7 protein-coding genes are annotated in these 20,242 nt (G+C 50.9%); 1 reads left to right on the top strand and 6 read right to left on the bottom strand.

Features of this window, described 5'->3' with window-relative positions; translation table 11 throughout:
* Positions 1-81 precede the first annotated feature (81 nt).
* From AC4G46_RS11295 to AC4G46_RS11280, 4 genes are all read right to left on the bottom strand, one after another.
* Positions 82-7,821: an S-layer homology domain-containing protein gene (locus AC4G46_RS11295; RefSeq protein ID WP_491128016.1), complete on the bottom strand. Its 7,740-nt coding sequence runs from the start codon at positions 7,819-7,821 to the stop codon at positions 82-84.
* Between the two features lie 28 nt (positions 7,822-7,849).
* Positions 7,850-13,486 carry a hypothetical protein gene (locus tag AC4G46_RS11290; protein ID WP_491128015.1) on the bottom strand — a complete coding sequence of 1,879 codons (5,637 nt, stop codon included), beginning with the start codon at positions 13,484-13,486 and terminating at the stop codon, positions 7,850-7,852.
* A 500-nt stretch (positions 13,487-13,986) separates the two neighbouring features.
* Positions 13,987-14,640, bottom strand: a complete 654-nt coding sequence (locus tag AC4G46_RS11285) for a deoxynucleoside kinase (RefSeq protein WP_491128014.1) — start codon at positions 14,638-14,640, stop codon at positions 13,987-13,989.
* On the bottom strand, positions 14,637-15,260 hold the full coding sequence (locus AC4G46_RS11280) for a deoxynucleoside kinase (RefSeq protein ID WP_491128013.1): 624 nt from the start codon (positions 15,258-15,260) through the stop codon (positions 14,637-14,639). Before AC4G46_RS11280 ends, AC4G46_RS11285 begins: the two co-directional genes overlap by 4 nt.
* A gap of 161 nt (positions 15,261-15,421) precedes the next feature.
* Here AC4G46_RS11280 and AC4G46_RS11275 point away from each other — a divergent pair, with 161 nt between their 5' ends.
* Positions 15,422-16,999: a stalk domain-containing protein gene (locus AC4G46_RS11275; RefSeq protein WP_491128012.1), complete on the top strand. Its 1,578-nt coding sequence runs from the start codon at positions 15,422-15,424 to the stop codon at positions 16,997-16,999.
* Between the two features lie 412 nt (positions 17,000-17,411).
* On the opposite strand, the gene nspC is transcribed toward AC4G46_RS11275, so the two are convergent.
* Positions 17,412-18,548 (bottom strand): carboxynorspermidine decarboxylase, encoded by a 1,137-nt coding sequence (gene nspC, locus AC4G46_RS11270; RefSeq protein WP_491128845.1) that lies wholly within the window; start codon positions 18,546-18,548, stop codon positions 17,412-17,414.
* Positions 18,549-18,568: 20 nt separating this feature from the next.
* The gene (locus AC4G46_RS11265) at positions 18,569-19,768 is read right to left on the bottom strand and encodes a saccharopine dehydrogenase family protein (protein WP_068725404.1); all 1,200 of its coding nucleotides are present in this window, start codon (positions 19,766-19,768) and stop codon (positions 18,569-18,571) included.
* Between the last annotated feature and the right edge of the window lie 474 nt (positions 19,769-20,242).

Here is a 20,242-nt window from a genome sequence, read left to right as displayed (position 1 = left end):
ATGACACCACCTTAAATAGTTTGAAATGCTGTACAGTAGGATACCCGCATCAGCTTCTCGGCTGATGCGGGCCCTGCTGTTCTATTGTTTGTCTGTAATATACTGGTCCAGTCTGATTGCAATCGTAGCTGCTTCAGCACGGGTCAATTCGCCGGCCGGGTTGATTTTACCGTCCACACCGCGGATGATGCCGTATTTGATGCTGAGTGCTATCGACTGCTGAGCCCATGCCGGAATGGAATCCTTGTCAGCATACGCTGCGAGAATTTGTGCAACCTCAGCTTCGCTGAGCGTTTCGCCGCCTGCGCTGATCACATTAAGGAGTCTGCCGACCATGGTCATGGCTTCCATCCGTGACAGGGTAGCCTGCGGTGCGTATTGTCCGCCGTTCTGGCCGGTTACGATACCCAGCTCAGCTGCGATCGATACGCTGCGGCTGTACCAGCTGTTCGCCGCCACATCCGAGAAGCTCTGCTTACTGAACGGATTGTTCATCAGACCTGCCACTCTCAGGAGAATCGTCGGCAGCTCTGCGCGGGTAACCTTGGACTGAGGAGCAAAGCTGTCAGCCGATTTACCCAGCACAAACAGTTTACCGGAAGCGGCATTGATATCCTGCTGAGCCCAGAAGCCTGCAGCCACATCCTTGAATGCCTTCTTGTTACTGATGAAGAACAGGCTTCCTTCGCCGGTCAGCTGTACATCCACAGCTGTGCTGTTGCTGTTCAGCTTCCAAGGAACTGTTGTCCAGTTTCCGCTGGCATCCTTCAGAACTACTGCGGTAATTGCGCCGGCAGTAATGCCAGACGGGATCCCTACATTGGCTTTCAGGGCAGGAGCCCATTTGCCGGAAGGCAGATTGACGGCGACATGCACCCCTTCGCCCGCTCCCAGTACAGTGAAGTTCTGGACGGATGCGATTGTGGACATGGCTGTCTTATCAGCAGCAGTATTGCTTCCGATGCTGATCTGGAGCGGACCATTCAGTCCCGACAGATGCTCCGGTGTCAGGACAAGTGATCCGAACGGAACTTGGATAACCACTTTCTTTTTGGCTGTAACAGCCTGCTGTACAACGCTCTGATCAACAGTAATATCGAAGCCTGCAGCAGCTGAATCTGTACTGCTGATTGTAATATCCCCGCTGCCCTCTGCAGCTTTGCTGCTGTCAGTCAGGTGAATTACAGCTGTTGTTCCATTCCAGGCTGCTTCTACATCCTGGCCGTTCAGCGTCACCTTAGGTGCGCCTTCCGGAGCCGGTGCAGGTGCTGCTGGTCCAGGTGCGCCCGGAGCGCCCGGAGAACTAGGAATACCAGGTGCGCCTGGTTCATTGCCCGGTAATGCAGAGTAGATTACCGCATTTACTTTGGCAGCTGCCATTGCCAGTTTGTTCATGGATGTCCGCTTGGCAACGACGATCTCATCACCCGGCTTCACGAATACTGCACCATCTGCCGGCAGGATCTTCCAGTCGCTCAAATCCTCTTTGAATGCCGGAAGGGCTCCGCTTTGACCTGTGCTGTAAATCTTGTACGCCAGTTGTTGTCCGGTCATATCGCCGGAGTCGGAAACCACAATTCTTGTCTGGGTAGTATTAGTCCCTGCAGGCTCTGCAGAAATAACCAGACTTCCCAGCTTCGCAGGCTCAGGCACTTCAACCGAAGCAACCGTGTAACCCTGGATTGTTACTCCATCCGCTACTGTGTACTCCCCTGTAATCAGGCTTGAGCCTGTTGCAAGGGCTGTGACGGTAGTGGTGCGCTGCTGTGTTACTTCATTAACCACGGTCTCCACATCAACCGAATCTCCGGATGCTACAGAATAGTTGATTTTGCTCATGTCCTTCTGGCTAACTTCGACTTGCTTATACTTCGTCTTACCGTTCTCGTCCTTGCCGTCGGCCACTTTAAGATAGGCCTTGGTAATGATGCTCTTCTCACCAGGCTGCAGCGAAGGAACCTGCTCGAGAATCAGTGCCGAAGGAACATCAAAGCTTTCATTGGAGATGTTCACAACTGCCGAATTTTCATTGCCCGCAGCATCTGAAGCGGTGAACTGAAGGGCAACAGTCGGATCAGCCGACGCTACCGGCACTTGTGCATTAAAGGTTCCGTCTTCAGCAACCGGCACTACCGTGCTGCCTACTTTCAGGAGAGTTCCCTTTGTAGTAGTACCTGCTACTGTGATCTTGTTGCCCGAACCGTCGTTAACCGTTCTTGCTCCGGTCGCCGGCTGGTCAATGTAGAGCACAGGCGCAATGGTATCAACGGTCAGATAAAGCATGGTTACAGAAAGGTCCTTGGTTACTGTATTCGTTGCCCGCAGTTCTACAGCAAACGGTCCGTCTGTCTGGAACTTGGTCAGCTTCAGCGTACCCTGGCTTCCGCTTGCAGTATTGCTGAGTGCTGCCTTACCGATTGACTCTTCCGCGTAGAACGCTTCTACCGTTACATTCTTCTGATCCGAAGTAAACGTCAGTGTCTGTTCCGTTTGCTTGGTAAGCAGGTTAATGTAATCACCGGTGTTCTCCACGGTACCTTGGCCAGTCACATTCAGCTTAGGTTTAACAGGTACAGGAAGCAGCTTCTTCGCAGCAGCAACCCGGTCTGCGTAATGATAATTCTGGTTTTTGTCATCAGCCTCGGTCGGAACAGTTGCTGCCGACACGCCGATTTCGTATTCATAGCCAACTTCAAGACCGACATACTTCACATCCTTCAGGTCCATTGTGGTGCCTTCCAGACTGCCCAGCTCCACAACATCTGATGTAGAGGTTGCGGACCAGCCGCCGATCAGAATGCCTTCATACTTGCCTGTTGCCGCATTCCAGTAAGGGGCAAGCTCGGCTTCCGTAAACAGGATTTCGCCGAAGTTGTCATAATCCTTCATTTCGCCGTCCTGCAGACGTTTTGCATCAATAATGTAGCTGTGCTCATAACCGCTGTGTCCGGCTTTCTTCGCTCCCGGTTTGAAGGAAAGGGCAAACAGTCCGTTTCCTGCCGGTTCAACCTTCAGATCGCTGACGTTCTGCGGTGCATACGGATCAACAATCTCAAACTTCTGCACCGAAGTCTTCGTAGCGAAGGTAGCGCTGGATTTCAGCTCGGCACGCAGATAGTAGTTTCCTTGTCTCAGCAGTCCGCGGATATCCTCCGGATTGCCCATCAGGGTTACATTGGTTACGTCAATGCTTGTGCTTCCGCTGGTTACTCCGCCGCTGACTCCGCCGTTCTGGCCGACCGGTATATCCTTGGCGATGAGCAGACCCGGATCACCTGCTTCAAGCACGGGCTCTCCGTTGTCCAGCGTGGTTGTTTTCTTGGAAACTGCGTCCTGGGCCAGGTACAGATTGATTGTATCCCCTTCGGCCGCATTCGCTACTTTCCAGGAAGCGTTGAACTTGTTCGCATTCGAGCTGTCCTTAGCCAGAACGATATCATTCAGCTGCGGTGCAGTCGGTACGTTCAGCAGCTTGGTTTTGACCGGGGAAACCGCAGTCAGTGTCCACGTGCCGCCATTTACCTTATCTGCAGGTACGATGATATATGCTTTACGCACATCGACCTGGTCTTTTGAATTGGCTGCCGGAATGTACTGGGTGAACGCATTGGCAGTCGGGTCTGTATTCGTGTTGTCGAATTTAACCGGGAATACCTTGCCGCTTGCATCCTTCAGCGTGAATTCCGGACGATCCTTGGATTCATATTCCATTTCGATAACCGCATTACCGGTTACATTACCCATTGGAATTTCATGCACTCTGCCGCTGTTTTTAACCGTGATGCCGCCTACGCTGACGTTCAGTGAACCATTTTCAACGTATTCCACACCTTCGGCAACTTCGCGGTAGACAATTTCCTGATTCTCCTGCTCAGCTGCCGGAACAGCCGCTTCGGAGGTTGCTACAGTCTCAACACCCTGTCCGATAACCATCAGACGAGGTCCGAGCTCAGGGTCATCTACAACCAGATGAATGACACCATCCGGCAGCTGGTCTGTCGAGGTTCCGAATTCAACCCCGCCGCCCCAGTAATAAGTGATTCCTAGCGAGATCAGCAGAATGCCGATGCTGCCCCATACCTTATCATTGTTGACTCCGAGGAACATGCTGGAAAGCGGCATACCGCCGACAATCGGCACATCATTAGGAATCTGGATCTTGGAGCCGATATAGCCTTCAAAATCGGTGCGGTTCTTCTCGAGGTTCTGTCCGACAAAAATCCCCGCTTTACCGATAATGATATCCCAGCCGCCGATATCCATCTCTGCCTGCACACGCACGAACCAAGGGGTGACCCACTGGGCTTCGAGCAGCGCTTTGGTCAGCATCGGCAGCTTGTCATCATCTTCCGGATCTGCCATCGTGGAGAAATCCATCTTGCCTTCCACTTTCAGTCCGGTCCGTTTCACGGTAAGATCAACATCCCCGAAGAAGTAAGCCGGAGCCATACCGAAGCGTAAGCTTACACCGGCTGACACGGTCAGCGGGAATGGATCATCTTTGCTTCCGCCGGCAATGGTATCCGCAAGCTCGCGGACCGCACCGCGAATTCCTGTAAGATACGTAGCACCGGTGATCAGAATACCCGGAGAAGGAAGTCCTGCTCCGAAGGCAATGACATCCGGCAGAATCCGGCCGTCTCTAACCTTCTTAAGGGACAGCTCAACCGATACTTCGAGCATGTTCTTGAGCTGGGCATCAAATGCCAGCCCGTACTGGTTCTCTACCGGCTCTCCGCCGATATCCTGGACAAAGTGGGTGACTGTAATTTCACCGCTTGGGCTTGCCGGACCGTCGTCATCCTTTTTCTTGGCGCCTTCCTTCTTGGGTCCGAATAAGCCAACTTCTTCACCCAAGTCGAACTTGAGGGCCGCGTCAATGCCGACAAAACCTTTATCATTGAACACCACGTTGTTGATCTCTGCATTGATGATCTTCATCGACAGGGAGCCGCCGAAGGAAATCCCGCCTTCTCTTAACATAAAGTCATTAAAAGAAAGTCCGAAGCCGTCAATCGAAAAGCTCGGCGCTGCGAACAGCGACTGTCTGTTGAAATATACATCCTCGATCATTACCTGGCGCAGCGGATTCAATCTGTCGCCCACGCCCCCGACGGCCCATTTCAGGCTGCCGTTTTGGGTATCATCTTCGGGGTTCGTATTTTCTTCTTCCTCTTCTTCTTCGTCATCATCACCTGTGCTGGCCGATGGAAGGTTAAAGTTCTCATCACCCAGCGACTTGTTGAAGCCGTTGAAGAAATCCAGCGTCCATTCCCCTTTATGGAAAATAAAACCGCTGCTTGCCACGCTCAGCGTTCCGTCCCCTTTGATGAACAGGGTATCCAGGAACGGCATGTCATCTGACTGTGTTGTTCCGAAGATGTCCAGCTTACCGCGGACAAACGCCAGATCTTTACCTGTATAAGCTACAGCATCATTAATAATGGCCGGTTCAGTCTTTGTATCTACGATAACCTGCTCGTCAGCCTTGGAGCCGACCTGCTTGATCATCCCGCGAATGACAACAACCACTTCGCGGTCAATTTCCTCTTCCTCTGCTTCAGCCTCGAATGCCTCCAAATCCTCTTCAGAGTCAAACAGCATGTAGTTGTAGAGAGGTGTTTCTTCAAGCGCTTCATCATCCATGAATTCACTCAGCTCGAACTCCGGATCAACGGCCTTGCTGGCCATTCCGATTACCGCTTTGGTCTTCTTGTATTCCGTTACTGCGTTATAGAGGAACGCTCCGTCTTCAAACGGCTCGTCCGGGAACATGCTGTTCAGATCGTCAAGTAAATCTCCGCTTATAGACGATCCGTTCGCAATGCCGCTGACATCCACCAGCTGCTTGTATACGACCATGATGCCGGCTTCACGGATCCGTGATTCGTCATTGTCGGATACGATAATGGACTGTTCAGTGGTGATGTCATACATCGAGGCAATTTCCTCGTCACCGCCGGCATCGCCCTTGTAGTCAATCTCCACCTGGTATTCACCGAGCGGAAGCTCAGGTCCGAGGCCTTCTTCGATTACATTGCCGGCCTCATCCACTTTGTCTCCGCCGCGGTAAGTGATTCTCATATCACCGGACATTCCGTCATCAGTCGGCTGCATAACAACGGCATCCTGTACGTTAACCTTGTAGCGTTCACCGGTCACTGTCTCTTTCAGATACAGATCAAAGTTAGGCGCTGTCGTCTCGTTACCTGTATTGTAGGCTTCGATGTTCGACAGGTTGACGGTCATATACTTCACGTCTGTGCTGTACAGCTCATCAGGAGACATTCCGTATACATAGGTCGGTGTTGCCTCGCCTACCGGCGGCAGCAGAATGAAGTTCGATTTGTTCGACTCATACTGTGCTTTAATGCTTTCATCCGCCATACCCTCTATCTCACTTTGGGTCTCCGGACTGCGTGCTGTAATCATATATTCGCGGGTTGTAGGCCATGGTCTGCCTTTAGCCTGCACCTTGAACGATGCGGCAATGGTATCACCCGGCTTGTACTTCGGCTGGATGCCCTGTTCCGCTTCTTCAGGCGATGCCGTTTTCTTGAATTCCAGCGTCCGGCTTCGCGTGTTCTCAAGCACCGCATTGCCGTTCGCATCTCTTACGACGTTCCCTTTACTGTCAAGTCTGACGAAATTCAGCCCGCTTTCGAGCGTAAGCTGCACTTCGATCTTGGAATGCTCCATGTTAAAAGCGGCCAGATTCTCTACCTCTGCAGTGATATCGAAAATGCCCTCATCCCTGTAGGCACTGTTATCCTCAAGAGTCGCCAGCTGCTGAATCTGATCTACATAGCGGATCGAGAATACTTTATCCGGAGCAATGATTTCCCCGAGACCGTATATGGTCTCGAAGCTCTGGGAACCACCGGCGGCAATCTTGTCCGGGTTCCAGTAGAAGGCGACTGCAGAGTCGGCACTTCCGTAATCATTGGTGTCACGGGTGAAATCCAGATTCGGGTTCACCTTGTAATCCCATTTCGTGTTAGCCAGCCCGTTCCAGTGGCCGACAATCATCTCATCAACAATGTTGATATTCTGCTCGGCAATATTGTTGAAGCCGTAGGCGACAACATTCGTCGCCTGCGGATTGGTCAGGTCCAGCTTGTCACGCATAACCCAGTAGGAAGGAAGCTTGTACAGCGCGGCGTCCTCTTCAGGAATACCTGCTGCCCGCGGGTCATGCACCAGCTTTCTTTCGACCATCAGCGGAGCCTGGTAGGCAGTGCCTATCTGGAACAGCGGCCCGTCATTGGCGCCGACCATTGTATCCAGCAGGATCCGGCTGCCGACCTCAACGACAGCCCCGCTCTTGTTATTGACTTCATAGCGGATATTGATATTACCGGAATTCACCATATCCTTGCTGTCGGTGTAGAGCATCAGGATCTGCTTGATCTCTACGCCTTTGATTTTCCACAGCATTTCGAGCTGCTTGGTTCCGTTAGAGTTCTCCACAATCTTCGGTGCTGTGGTTTCGGAATAAAACTTGCTGTCGAACTTGTATTTGTTGCCGTAGATATAATCTGTTCCGTCAATCCGGAACGTCGTAAACGACGTTTCCGGATCATCTCCCTGGAACAGCAGGCTCGTATTCTGATCCTTCTTGCGTATTGGCTGGCCATCCACTGTACGGACACCGTAACGGCCCGTAGCGTTATCCACAGTGACTTTGATGAAGTCATTGGCGATCGTGGTTGTATTCGTCGCCTTGGCCGCATCCGCCAGGGCATGCAGGCTCTCTGATGTAGACAGGAATACCATCACGAAGGAGAGCATTACCGCACACGTTTTTTTAAGCAGCTTCACCTATAGTCCCCCTGTTCATAGTTCTTTTCTAGTTCGTGCTGCTGACGAAGAAGGTCGCATACTCACGGTCGCGCTCCTGCGTTCTCACGATAATTGTGTACCAGCCGGCTTTCGGGAAAGTAACCTTGTACTGTCCGCTCACGAGCTGATCATAGGTGATTTTGGTAGCGATAGTTTTCATTTGCCCTTCGCGGTAGAGTCCTGACTGATACATCAGATCGAATGTACCCCACTCATTCACTTTGTCAGCGCCTGAAACCTTCATTGTGTTGTAGCCGCTGATTTTGAAGGTAATAGTATTGCTGCTGAACAATGCGGATTCTCCGGAGGAAGCTGAAATCAGTGTATCGTCTCCGAAAATAAGCAGTCCGCCGTCCTTCACGACAATAACATCCTGCGTTGCCACGGTTTTATTGCCGACCTGGTCAGTTGCAGTGTAAGTAACCTGCTGGCGGCCAAGCTTCGTCAGATCAAGACCGGTGACAGCCACCTTCACATTCGCTGCCGCCGATACGTTATCGGAGACGGTGTAGCCGCCGAGATCAACGGCGAAGTTAAAGTTCTGCTTGTTCTGGGCAATGCCGACAGCACTCTTTTTCAATGTGAGCTCAGGTGCCGTGTTATCCAAACCTTTTACCGTAACCGGAATTTTGCTCGAATTGCCGAGCAGGTCGGAGATCGTCATTACCGTTGAACCCGCACTTTCAAATTCTCTTGAGTAAGTGAATGTACCGTCTGCCGCACTGATTTTGTTCGTGTAGCTTGCGCCCGACTGAATCGGCTTCAGTCCCGAGAACACCATATTCGGTGCTGTCGTCTTGCCGGAAACCGTCACTTTCACCTTGCCTTGTGCGTATTCCTGTCCGCCGATCGTAACGATCTTGCTGTCTGGAACTGCTTTGCCAGCAGCATCTACGAACGTATAAGTGATTTTATCCGCATCCGGCGCTGTGTTCAGGATATTGGTTACGGTCTCTTTGATTACAGTCGTATTACCGAACTGATCAGCTACGGTAAAGGAAGCTACGCCGTTTTCTTTCATGGATACGGTCTGGTTCTGGCTGGTGATAAAGATCTGCTTCGCAGAGTTATCCGCCTTCTGCACTTCCAGCGTCACTCCGGAGGAGAGCACCACATTGCCGTTGCCGTCCTTAATCGTGCCGAATATCTTGCTGCCGTCAACTCCGTACTGATAAGAGCGGACAATTTTCACCTTAGGTGCTTCTTTGTCAATATTGTTCACTGTGGCTACCGCTGTGCCGGTGTTGCCTGCGGCATCCTTGAATTCAAAGGTAAACGAGCCGTTCTCCGTAAAGGTATAAGAGCTCTTGCCGTTGTTGTTCGTAATAATAATTGGCTCTGACGGATCGACCAGCTGTGCCGTAACATTGCTGTTCGTCAGTGCTGTGAACGGATATTCTACGGTTGCCATCGGCGCCGTTCCATCCACATTCTTAACCACGATGTACAGTGTGTCGGTACGCTCGGCATCATTAAGGTCGATCAGATCAAAGCTGTAGAAGCCGTTCTCTTTGACACTAAAGGTATTGCCTGTGCGTACCGGTACGGTTGGATTCACCTTGCCGACAATAACCTTGACACCTGCAGGAACCGCCACTTCAATATTGGCACCGACAGTGGCATTCACCGGGCTGGTAGTATTCATGCTGGCGAGTGCATATACCGGAGCATCTTCCGGCATCTGGGCCGGTATTTTCAGCTTGGCAGCGTCGCTGATCTTGCCGCCCGGCGTTCTGTATTTCACCATGACTTCCAGGAATGCAGGATTACCTGTAGGCACCTTAACCGATACAAAGTTCGTGTAAGGCTTCCAGTTCACCCAGCTTGCTCCGTTATCCGGCGAAATGGAATATTCATAGCCTGCTTTATCCTCTGTGTCGAGGCTCAGCTTCACAATGGCGGTATAACCGTCTTCCTCGTCACCGGACAGGTACAGGAGTGCAGACTCGGCAGCTGCCGGAGGTGCATCCTTATCTCCGCTCGCCGAAACCTTGAAGCTTTCAGGAGTGTGAGAGACGACACTGTTGCCTGCTCCGTCAACGGACCACACATACAGGATGTAATCGGCTACTTCACCCGGCTTCAGATCCTTGCCGGTAATTTCAACGGCTCCGCCAAGCGGAAGGTCAGTCCATCCCTGGGAAACCGCATCCGGTGCAGGAGCATCCGCTTTGACCCATTGGTATTTCGTTTTCGCGCCTGTCTTGCTGTACAGCTCGGAAACAGTAACACTCAGCGACTGCTTAGGCAGCGGATAATTAACGCCGTTCTTGCTGTAGGTTACTGATGACGGCTCATTATCAAAATAATAGGCTTTGGAGTAGTAATACGCTTTGTCGCCTTGCTTCACAATTAAATGCACATATTGCACACCGTTCTTGGTGGCATCGGCCGGAATCAGATAAGTGAGCTTCTCAGCCTCTTCTTCTGCCGCCAGGAGCATGGCTGCCTGATCTGTTCCTTCTGTCAGCTCAGCATCCGCAGACGGCGATACTTCCGGTGCGGCAGTTGGGGCCGGCGTTGCCGAAGCTTCAGGAGCTGGTGTAGGTGTAGCCTCCAGTGTATTGACAGCCACTTGCTTGAAGCTGCCTGTATTCAGCAGGCCAACGGACAGCAGCTTCATCATTGCCGCCGGTCCGGCCACTGCGCCGACAGCCGGTTCTACAGCCGGATCGGCTGCAGGTGTTGGTGCCGGAGTGATTTCCGATCCGCTTCCTCCGCTGCCTTCAGCTGGAGCAGGTGTCGGTGTTGGCGTTGCTTCTGCTCCGCCGCTGCCCGCTTCAGCTGATGAAGACGGTGAAGGTGAGGGCGTTGCTTCCAGAAGCGCTTTTTTCCCCGTCATTTCTACCGGTTCCAGTGCCGTAAATTCACTGTCACCAGCCGGATGATTGGAGCTATCCGTTATGGCATATCCGACAAAGTCCGGTGTAATGCCTCCAATGCTGAACATTACATCATGACTTTGCACATAGTTAGGGTTGGACGGTGGTGTAAATTCGGCAGGCATGCTGTCCTGTGAATTCACAGTAACCGTCTTGTTATACGTCACATCCGTAATTTCATTTCCGGCTTTATCAGCCGCCTTAAGATAGAGCCAGTAGCTGCCATCCTCAAAAACATCCTCGTAGGTTGACTGGGTTACTGTTGTGCCGTTGTAGTTGGCCGGCTTCCAGTCCACATCCGCCGGCTGATTGCCGTCTTTAACCCACTGGTACTTCACGGTATCGATTCCGCTGTGCGGATCAGATACAAGGGCTGTAATCTCAACGCTGTTAGAGTTGTCGTTACTCGGAGTACCATTAGCAATGGTAGGAACCTGATTATCCAGCTTCAGGATACCTACGTTATGAGTCCAGTTGGAATCGTCCTTCTTGAAGTAGTCCAGCTTCCATACATTTGTGTCGCCGTATTGTCCTACAGCAACCAGTGCCTTGTTATCGGCGTACAGGATTTTTTCATCTTCAGTGCCCGGAGCTTCTGCAAGCCAGGCCTTGTACTGCTCATCATGCTCTCTGACATATTGCTGCTTCAGCTCGTACTGCTTCAGCTCACGCGCTGAATCCCAGGTCATGTCTGCAGTCCATGTGTGCAGATACCACTCTCCGCTGTTCCCGGAGGTAAAAGCTTCTGCCGGAGGTGCCAGCAGGTTGGTTTTGTTATTGGCAACCTGAAGCTTGATATCCTGGAATTTACCCGGATACAGCTCCTCTGTAGGCTGCTTCGCTGACAGTGCGAAACGTTTGAGCGCTGCATAATTTTCATCTGCTACAGATGCGAATGGATCTGCCGGATTCTGGCTCCACAGGTAGTACACCAGGCCGACCGACGGAGAAGCCGAGCCCGTCATGTTCGACGGACGGTAAATCCCCCGGCTTGGTCTGTCAAGGCCGCGGTCTGCTGCAATCGGATCAAGGGCAGGAACCTTCACTGCGGGATCGTTGGCATCAATGGTAACCTTGCCTTTTTTCTGATAAGTCGTATTGCTGCCTCCACCGGTTTCATAACGGTAGCCGATGATCGGCAACGTATTGTCGATGGACAGGTTAGCCCAGTCGATCTTGGAGTTAACCAGCGACGTATCCCCGTCCACATGCTCTCCGTCATAGTTAGCCGGCTGGAACAGCAGGTTACCTGCGTAGTCCTGAATAACATTGATGTCGGTATTGTCGCCCTTGGCATCATTGGAAAGCGCAATGACCTTGAGCAGCGGCGCCTCTACCGCCGTACCGCCAGGCACCGTCATCCGGAACGTCCAGTTCTTTGTATTGGTACCGCCGGTATAATAAGCCTTCATGCCGTTATTGAAGCGAAGGAAGGTCTGCTCAGTGGTCCAGTCTTTTTTCACAACGGCTTCTTCGGTCATTTGAACCGTAAAATTAATAATATCGCCTTCATTAAGCGTTACCCCGGTCAGAATCTCCGGCTGGATGCCGTTACCAACCTTTGTGTACTTCGGCCGAACCGCATCGACAATGACCCGGTAACCGCCGCTCTTATAATTGAAGGGGTCAACTGTCTTGTCCTGTACATTTTCCAGACTCGCTGAACTGCCTTTATTCGGGAAGCTGATCGTTGCCATATTTCCCGCTGCATCCGCAAGTCCGGCTGCCGTGAATTTCTCCTGCATCGTCTGCTCCATCGGAGGATTGTTCGGGGTTGTCCCTGCAATCTTCGGCTCCACCGGAAGGTTTCCGCTCTGGGAGTATTCATTCGGGCTGTAGGAGAAGGCGATCGAATTATTCAGCGTACTCAGATTGGAGGAGCTGTAAGTGATGTTCTCGAGATACTGCTGCTGACCTGCTCCAGGAAGCCCGGTACCCGCGGGGTTCACAAACAACGGATGACGGAGGAAAAAGTCAGAGTTGCTTGCCACCAGTGAGGTCGGTTTAACCGGCTCTGTAAAATTGTAAGCAACTGTTACATTTTCGCTCTTTTTCACATATAGTTCAGTCTGGTTAATTGTCGTATTCTCACGGGTTGCACCGTTACCGGTGAAGGTGTAGTCTTTCAGCACCGGGCGCTGCAAATCTTGGAACTTCAGGTAAAAGCCGCGTACACCTGCTGCCTCACCATCGTCATCGCCTTCTCCCATAATCCAAATATTAATTACAGAATTCGGAGTTATGATGGCTGACGCAGACTTGTTATACTTTTGACTGTTTCCCTCATCTGTATCTTCATCAATCAGCATTCTGCCGTCGATGCTAATTTCGATTTCAGATTCTCGGGACCAAAAGACACCGGAATGGCGTCTAAGAACAGAAAACCCAGTAAGCATTTCAGCATGTCCGCTTTTGGCCATCTCCCGAAGAATCGGGTTTTCTGCCACACGAACCTGAAAGGTGACAGTTGCCTTTTCATCATGGACACCAGCAAAAATATCGCCGCTTGACCAGTCATATTGGGCATCCTTATCAGTCTCTGTTTGTACAAAGCCTTCGACTTGGTTATTGTAAAAATTAACAAACGTATTGGTGGCAGAATAGGACAGATTTCCTATGCGCGCCCCACTCTTAAAGACCACTTCAAGGTCCTTCGCCGCAGCCTGCACCCGCCCTGTCCACATATCAGGTATCAAAGACAGCAGCATAATAATCGTCAGACTTAATGCGGTGTATTTCTTCGCTTTCCTGCTCATCAGCAATTCGATGCTCCCCCTTATTGTTTCATCACTCTAAGTCCGCCGTCCTACAAGAATGGTTGGTGTTTAGTCTTTTTTACCTTGTGTCTGCACGCTCTCTCCTTTCGGCTCCCTTACGACGGACAAGAATGATTAGCTTCTAAATACCTATTTTTTCATATCTGAAATCCATTCTAGCAGGGAGCTCTAAACAAACTCTTAACAAATCTCGACAAAATACTGTTTCAAAGGGGTGAATAGGGGGTAAATTGCATGAATCTGCGTATTTTTTTCTTTTTTCTAGAAATTTTTTTTGATTTTTCGACTTTTTATTTATTTCCGGGCTGATTTTATAGGGCTGTACAAATTAAAAAGCCCGGACGGTAACTACCGCCCAAGCTGAAGGATTTTTGCAATTTGTGATTTATCAGTCTGTTTTTATTGAATCATATGTATCCTTTCCTGCCCATCAAAAAAAGCCAACCGCTCCCGGTTGGCTTCCCCTCTATCCTCTATATAAAATATTACTTCGCCACCGCACTCCGGTTAATCGCCTTGCCCACCTGCTCCAGAATAGCGGACATCGAAGCCGGGTCTTTTACATCATAGTCGTCGATATTCAGGCGCAGCACCGGACAGGCGCTGAACTCGTTGATCCACTGGGAATAACGTCCGTGCATATGCTCCCAATAGGAGACATCGGTCTGGATTTCCATCTCGCGGCCGCGTTCATTGATCCGGGTGAGGATCGACGGCAGGCTGCCTTCGATATAGATCAGCACGTCAGGATGCGGGAAATACGGTGTCATCACCATAGCCTCATACAGGCTGGTATAGGTGTCATAGTCGGTCTTGGACATGGTGCCTTGATCGGCATGCATTTTGGCAAAAATCCCGGTGTCCTCATAAATCGAACGGTCCTGCACAAAGCCGCCGCCCAGCTCGAACATCTTTTTCTGCTCCTTGAACCGTTCTGCCAGAAAATAAATCTGCAGATGGAAGCTCCACCGCTCAAAATCATGATAGAACTTCTCGAGGTAAGGGTTATGGTCGACCTGCTCCAGCGAGGTCTGGAAGTTCAGGCGCTCCGCCAGCGCTCCGGTCAGAGTCGATTTCCCGACGCCCACCGTTCCGGCTACTGTAATAATGGCGTTCTCCGGAATGTTGTATGTGTTCATTGCATAAGCTCCTTTAAATGTGCGGCGATGGTGTGGTAATCCTCCTGGTTCTCCACAAAATCTACCTTATTCCCGTCAATAGTAACGATAGTTGTCGACGGCTCACGAACGGCCAGCTGGGCCATGGCATTGTCATAGTCTTCGATCAGCTGCTGCAGATAGGCCTTGGAGATCTCTTCCTCAAACGGACGGGCGCGCTTGGCGATTCTCGCCAGCAGTGTATCCAGATCTGCCCTGATATATAGAATGATGTCCGGCTTCGGCAGATCATCGGTGAGCACATGATAAATTTCACGGTATTTGTCCCGCTTCGTACCCTTCAGCGTCCGTTCGCTAAAAATCAAATTTTTATAAATATGATAATCCGAGATAACCGGTTTCCCTTTCACTATATACTCGGTCACGGTGTCTTCGAGCTGCTTGTACCGGTTGCACAGGAAGAACATTTCGAGCTGGAAGCTCCAGTCATCCATATTCTGATAGAACTTGTCCAGGAACGGATTCTCTTCAACAATCTCTTTAATGACCGGAAGCTCAAGCTCAGCCGCCAGCATGGTAGCAAGGGTAGTCTTTCCGGCCCCGATCGGGCCCTCTACTGCAATAAAAGGTGCATGTTTCATTAACGCTGATTTCCTCCTCAGATACGGACAAAACTAAAAACAGACTAGGATATTGTATCACAGGTCAGCCTACAATGAGCGACATTTTTCTGCAGAAACTTTTTATAGGGGAAGCGCGTCTAAATGTAAGTTAATGGAATCCAAATCTAAGGAGATCTCTAATGAAAAAATGGACAAAACTGCTCGGCCTGGCGCTAAGCCTGGCTGCGGCAGCCGGATTTCCTGCACCCGGCAACGGAGGAGCCGCTGCAGCGGCTGACACTGCAGCGGCTGTTACCAATATCGCCGCATACGGTCCGGATCACCTGATCAAAAAAGACGGCAGCCTCTGGGTCTGGGGCGACAGCCGCTCGGTGCCTACACGTGTACCGGGACTTGCGGAGGTTAAGTCCTCCTTCAGCCTGCCTGGAGGCGGAGGGCTTGCTGTTAAGCAGGATCACTCCGTCTGGCAATGGCAGACCAACACCAAGACCTTAGCCATTGAAACACTGCCGGTAGCAGAATTGACGAATCTTACCGGTCTTTCGATGGTGCAGGGAACGTATCTGGCTATAGACGCAGAGGGTGAGGTCTATCAGGCAGCGTTACCGAACGAGGGCGCTTCACGCTTCTCCTTCTCCCCTGTTGCCGGAATAGATGGAGTGACTGCCGCCGGAGGTTATTTTGAGGATAATGAGCAAGGCCCCTGGAAAAGATTCCTTTTCCTGAAGCAGGACGGGACGGTCTGGACCTCAACCGATCTGCTGGCATCCTTCCAGCCTGTCCGGAAGCTGAGCGGCATCATCCAGCTGGAGAATAACTTTGCGCTTGCCGGGGACGGCACCGTTTGGACCTGGCCCGTCGAGTCGATCTATAAACCGGTTGCCGGCAGCGATGTGATGAACCCGGCACCTGTAACCGGACTGAAGGATATCCGTATTCTTCACGACAACGGGCGCAGCACACTTGCTATCGACAATAGCGCTAACCTCTGGTTCCGGGGAATGACCATTACCGGCAGCTCTGACGGCACCACCTTTCATGAGCAGACGGTACCGCTGCGCTTCACCGGAATCAGAAATGTAACAGAGGCTTATATTATAGAACGTTCTATCGTTGCCCTGACAGCAGACGGCAAAGTGTATACGACCTCTATCGGGGAAGAGACCATCACGGCAGATGCTGTATTCCAATTACTGACTTCCAATATCACTTCCATGCAGGACGGCGGACGCCACATTATCATGCAAAAGAGTGACGGCACCCTCTGGGGCTGGGGCGTCAACAAAAACGCTCAGCTCGGCTACGCCAACTATGATTTCAACTTTGACCAGCCGGTGCCTATGCAGAAGCCGATAGCCGTTACCCTGAACGGAGAGCAGGTCAATCTGACGAATGGTGTGATTACCCGCGGCGGCCAGAACTTCGTTCCCTTGCGGTCGTTATTTGATAAACTGGGAGCCATCGTTGCCTATAAAGAGAACCATACGACCACTCCCACCAGTAACGGCGGCACTGCTTCCAAAGTTGAAAAAATAGTAACCATCACCCGTACCGCCGCAAGTAAACCGTCTCTCTCGATCGCCATAAATACCGTAAGCGGGGAGACTACCGTCAACGGTACAACAGTCACCCTCGCCACACCGCCGTTCATTGTGAACGGCACAATCTATCTCCCGCTGCGCTTTATCAGCGAGCAGCTCGGCGCGACGGTTAACTGGCTGCCGCAGCAGGAGGAAATTACCATTGTAATGAAATGATTCAGCTTTGCTCTGATGTAGCTATGGTGCAGCTATGGTGCAGCTAAACAATAGTGTCTCCACTCAAAGCAGTCCCGTGTCCCGCCTAATAGGCGGTGATGCGGGGCTGTTTTTTTCATCCTTTATGTAAAATATGCTTCAAGGGGGTGCTATAACTGCACTTTCTGCAACTATTCGGCGCGATAAAAGCTGATTTTTCATTTTAACTGCAGTCTGTGCAATTAAAAATCCCCATTTTGCTTCTCAGAGCCGAAATTGCCACTTTTAGTTGTATGAAGTGCAGCTAAAGCCGCGCTAACAGCAAAAATGAGCATAATAAGTGTACAAACTGCAGCTATCTCGATCAAATGTAAAAAAGCGCCCTGCAAGCCAGCTTCAGCCGGCCCACAGGACGCTCTATTATAAGAAAGAATTAAGACAAACGGCCGCTGAAGTCGCTGTATTCAAACTCGCGGATGATCTTCAGGCCTTCTTCATCATTGTAAGAAGCAATGGCCGGAAGGTTCACGCCGTTGAACATATGGTTCTTGACCATGGAATAGATCGCCATGTCAAGAAAAACCAGCTTGTCGCCGTATTTGAGCGGTTCCGGGAAGGAATAATCCCCGATAATATCACCTGCCAGGCAGGTCATGCCGCCGAGTCTGTACGTGTACGGATATTCTCCAGGCTGTCCTGAACCGATAATGTTCGGCCGGTAAGGCATCGCGAGCACGTCCGGCATATGGCATTCAGCCGAAGTGTCGAGAATGGCAATATCCATGCCGTTATGCATCGTATCCAGCACGGTAGCTACAAGGTATCCGGTGTTCAGCGCTACCGCTTCGCCCGGCTCCAGGTAGATCTGTACATTGTAAGTCTCTTTCATATGAAGAATACACTTGATCAGTGTCTCCAGGTCATAATCGTCACGGGTAATATGATGGCCGCCTCCGAAGTTGAGCCATTTCATACCGTGCAGATACTGCCCGAACTTCTCCTCCACAACCTTGAGTGTGCGCTCCAGTGTATCGGAGTTCTGCTCACACATCGTATGGAAGTGCAGCCCTTCAATGCCTTCAAGCTCCTCCGGACGGAAGTTAGGCAGGGTTACACCCATACGGGAGTAGTTGTAGCAAGGATCATAGAGCGGCACTTCAATCTCGGAATATTCCGGATTCACACGGATTCCGCAGCTGATTGGCTTGCCGGCATTCTGCACGCGGTCCTTGAACCGGTTCCACTGGTCAAACGAGTTGAACACAATGTGGTCGGTATAGCCAAGCAGCTCATCGAATTCACGTTCCATGTAGGCAGGTGCATAGACATGCACTTCCTTGCCCATCTCCTCGAAGCCCAGACGGGCTTCGAACAGGGAGCTGGAAGTGACGCCATGCAGGTACTTGCCGACAAGCGGGTACAGCGCGTGCATGGAGAACCCTTTTTGCGCCAGAAGAATCTTGGCACCGGTGCGCTCCTGCACGTAATTCAGGGTCTCCAGGTTCTTCTTGAGCAGCCGCTCATCAACAAGATAAGCAGGTGACGGCAGCGAGCTGATGTCGATATCGATTTCTTTCATTGCCTTACGCCCTAGTCCAGCAGCGTTGGCGAGAAGTCTTCTTGCCAAGGCAGCCCGTGTTTGTTAAGTGCATCCATGAACGGATCCGGATCGAACTCTTCGATATTGTGTACGCCCGGTTTGTTCCAGATGCCCTTGATGATCATCATAGCGCCGATCATGGCAGGAACGCCGGTTGTGTAGGAAATGGCCTGGGAGCCCACTTCTCTGTAGCATTCTTCATGATCGCAGACATTGTAGACATAATAGGTTTTTGGCTGGCCGTCTTTAGTGCCTTGAATGATGCAGCCGATGTTGGTTTTACCCTTGGTTCTTGGTCCCAGCGATGCCGGATCAGGCAGGATTGCCTTCAGGAATTGCAAAGGAATGATCTCTTTGCCTTCATACATAATCGGCTCGATCGAAGTCATGCCGACATTCTCCAGCACCTTCAGGTGAGTCAGGTAGTTCTGCGAGAAGGTCATCCAGAAGCGGATTTTCTTCACGCCTTTGATATTTTTGGCCAGGGATTCCAGCTCTTCATGATACAGCAGGTAAATATCCTTAGGACCGATCTCCGGGAGATCGTAGACTTTCTTCTCGGACAGCGGAGCTGTTTCAATCCACTCGCCGTTCTCAAAGTAGCGTCCGTTAGCGGTAATTTCGCGGATATTAATTTCAGGATTGAAGTTGGTAGCAAACGGGTAACCATGGTCGCCGGCATTCGCATCAACGATATCAATCGTGTGAATTTCATCAAAATAATGCTTTTGCGCATAAGCGGTGAACACACCGGTAACGCCCGGGTCAAAGCCGCTGCCGAGCAGCGCCGTAATTCCGGCCTTCTCAAATCTTTCCTTGTACGCCCACTGCCAGGAATACTCAAATTTCGCGGTATCCTGCGGTTCGTAGTTAGCTGTATCTACATAATGCACTCCGGTAGCCAGGCAAGCATCCATGATCGTCAGATCCTGGTATGGGAGAGCCACATTAATCACGACATCCGGCTGGAAGCTCTTGATCAGTTCAATAACTTCTTCCGTGTTGTCCGCATCAAGCTGAGCCGTAGAAATCTTCGTCTGGCCGCCATCCAGTTTCTCCTTAAGAGCATCGCATTTCGACACCGTACGGCTGGCAATACAGATTTCTTCGAATACATCCGGGTTCTGGCAGCATTTATGAACAACAACGCTTGCTACACCGCCAGCGCCAATAATTAACGCTTTTCCCACAATTAATAACCCCCTAAATTTGCTTAAGTTATTAGTTATTAGCCTTGCTGCTCTGGATTCGTTTCGTTGTCAGTCGTTTCGTTTCATCAAGCTTGGGCAGGCTACATCCTATGAAAAATCAACAAGGCTGATTATACATAAAGCACAGCAATAAATCAATAAAAAACGACAAAAATTGATGCGTAGTCTGTAAAATCTTGCGATTATCCTGTTAATACTCCTGAACGCATGTAAATACACGCTTATGCTTCATTTTCCTAAGATTTATAAACATATCCTGTCAGAAGAAGCAGCTCCTCCGAACATCATATCCGGCAAGAAGGACAACTAGGCTATTGTATCACAGCAGCGCCTTTCTTCATACGAATTTATTTTACAACCAAACAACAGGCTCACCTCCGGATTTGGGCGCATCAATTAACCTTACCCGTTTTGGCTTGTCTGCTAACTGCTTCCATTGCCGCCCTTCGCGCC

It is taken from the genome of Paenibacillus sp. fava2 (assembly GCF_058313675.1).
This window is presented reverse-complemented; position numbering and strand designations above follow the sequence as displayed.

Excerpts from the sequence above, each read along its gene's own strand:
- AC4G46_RS11285 (WP_491128014.1), bottom strand. The coding sequence starts at position 14,640 with ATGAACACATACAACATTCCGGAGAACGCCATTATTACAGTAGCCGGA.
- AC4G46_RS11280 (WP_491128013.1), bottom strand. The coding sequence starts at position 15,260 with ATGAAACATGCACCTTTTATTGCAGTAGAGGGCCCGATCGGGGCCGGA.
- AC4G46_RS11275 (WP_491128012.1), top strand. The coding sequence starts at position 15,422 with ATGAAAAAATGGACAAAACTGCTCGGCCTGGCGCTAAGCCTGGCTGCG.